The organism is Microbacterium sp. Bi128 (assembly GCF_918698205.1).
In genome coordinates this window covers 1-2,285 of the sequence record NZ_CAKKMM010000813.1, presented here as the reverse complement: position 1 = coordinate 2,285, position 2,285 = coordinate 1, and the positions used below count along the sequence as shown (strand labels likewise).

Here is a 2,285-nt window from a genome sequence, read left to right as displayed (position 1 = left end):
CCTCCGCTGCTGCCTGGCTGACCGCCGGAGCCGCCCACCACACTGTGCTTTCCACCGCCGTCGGCATGGACGTCTTCGAGGACTTCGCCGAGATCGCCCAAACCGAGCTGTTGACCATTGACGATGGCACCACCATTAGGGGCTTCAAGAAGGAACTCGCCTGGAACGCCGCCTACTACAAGCTGGCCGGCGGTCTGTGACAGGGGACGAATACGGGCTCCGGCACGGGGAGTACACCGCCGTCGTCGCCGCCCGCGGTGCCGCGGTGCGGACGCTGCAGTTCCGCGGGCGGGACCTGATCGTCCCGTTTCCGGCAGGCGGGCCCAACCCGGACTTCCGCGGCGTCATCGTGGCACCCTGGCCGAACCGGATTCCCGACGGGATGTACACCTTTGGCGGTGCGGACTACGAGCTCCCGGTCAACGAACCCGACCGGCAATGCGCCCTGCACGGCTTCACCCCGGAGCTGGAGTGGAGGCTGGAGTCCCGGACGGATTCCGCCGTGGAGCTCTCCTGCACCATCGGGCCGACGCCGGGCTACCCCTTCGCGTTGTCGATCACCGCCAGCTACCGGCTGGCCAGCGGGGGCCTGCACACTGCCGTCACGGCAGCCAATGTGGGGCAGCGGTCCGCGCCCTACGGGGTCTGTCCCCACCCGTATCTGCTGGCCGGGCCGGCGCCGCTGGACCAATGGAGCCTGGAGGTGCCGGCGCGGACGTTCCTTGAGGTCACGCCGGACCGGCTGCTCCCGGTCGCCACCCGGTCCGTTGAAGGACACGGATATGACTTCCGTGCGGCCCGCGTCATCGGATCTACCAAGATCGACCATGCCTTCACCGACATGGTGTTCGACGGCGACGGACAGGCACACGTCGTGGTCCGGGACCCGGGCGGGACCGGCGTCGGCATGGCCTGGGACCGCAGCTGCGCCTGGCTGCAGCTCTACACCGGGGATGCGGAACCGCCGCTGCCCGGCCGGCTCGGACTCGCCGTGGAACCCATGACGTGCCCGCCGGATGCCTTCAACACCGGCACGGACCTCGTGCGGCTCGAACCCGGAGACTCGCACCGCGCGGCCTGGCGCACCTTCGCCGCATGAGGGTCCGGCGGCGGTAAGAAGGAGACTGGCGCCGAATGTGCGTTGACTCACATGTTTCAAGAAGCTATCTTTGACCATATTGTTAGCGATAACAATCAGCCGCAGATCCCTTGACGGCTGAATCCCCGTTCCATTCAGACCTCCGCAATCCTCCCGCTGTTACCGCCCCGCAGGGGCACGATGACGTGCAGGACTGCGATCAGGAGCAACTTCGCGGACTATGGGTCCGCGGAAGGAGAAAATTGTGAAGATCAGGAAACTCCTGGGCGCCGTCGCGGTTGTCCTCGCTGTGACCGTAGGGGCCACAGGCTGCGGCAGCCGGCCCGGCACGGCCGCCCCGGCCGCCAGCGCCGACGCCGCCGGTTCCCTCGTCGGGATCTCGATGCCGACGCAGACCTCGGAGCGGTGGATCGCCGACGGCAAGAACGTCTCGGAATCCTTGACGAAGCTCGGCTACAAAGCCGACCTGCAGTACGCCAATGATGACATCCCCACCCAGGTGTCCCAGATCGAGAACATGCTCACCAAGGGTGCCAAAGCCCTCATCGTCGCAGCCATCGACGGCACCACGCTGACCGATGTCCTCGCCAAGGCGAAGGAGCAGAACGTCAAGGTCATCGCGTACGACCGGCTCATCAACGGCACGCCGAACGTCGACTTCTACACCACCTTCGACAACTACACGGTGGGCGTCCAGCAGGCCACTTCGTTGCTGACCGGCCTGGGCCTTGTTGACGCCAGCGGCAAAAAGGTCGAAGGCAAGGGGCCGTTCAATGTGGAGCTCTTCGCCGGCAGCCCGGATGACAACAACGCCAACTTCTTCTGGACCGGCGCCATGGACACCCTCAAGCCGTACCTGGACGCCGGAACCCTGAAGGTGCCCAGCGGCCAGACCAAGTTTGAGCAGGCTGCCATCCTGCGCTGGCAGGCCCCCGTGGCCCAGAAGCGCATGGAGGACATCCTCACGGCCGCCTACAGTTCCGGCACCAAGCTCAATGGCGTCCTCTCCCCGTATGACGGCCTCTCCATCGGCATCATCTCGGCCCTGACGAGCACCGGCGGCTACGCCAAGGGAAGCCTGCCGATCGTCACCGGCCAGGACGCCGAAAAGGGTTCGGTGAAGTCCATCACCGCCGGCGAGCAGTACTCCACGATCTTCAAGGACACCCGGCAGCTGGAGACCAGG

At 66.2% G+C, this 2,285-nt stretch carries 2 protein-coding genes and 1 pseudogene; all 3 read left to right on the top strand.

The window, feature by feature from the left end:
* A pseudogene (locus LQV45_RS26605) lies at positions 1 to 200 on the top strand (L-arabinose isomerase); the annotation flags it as partial.
* Positions 197 to 1,099 carry an aldose 1-epimerase family protein gene (locus tag LQV45_RS26600; protein ID WP_230009720.1) on the top strand — a complete coding sequence of 301 codons (903 nt, stop codon included), beginning with the start codon at positions 197 to 199 and terminating at the stop codon, positions 1,097 to 1,099. The pseudogene LQV45_RS26605 and the gene LQV45_RS26600, both read left to right, overlap by 4 nt.
* 220 nt (positions 1,100 to 1,319) lie before the next feature.
* The coding region (locus LQV45_RS26595; RefSeq protein WP_230009718.1) for a sugar-binding protein at positions 1,320 to 2,285 on the top strand (966 nt) is incomplete at its 3' end.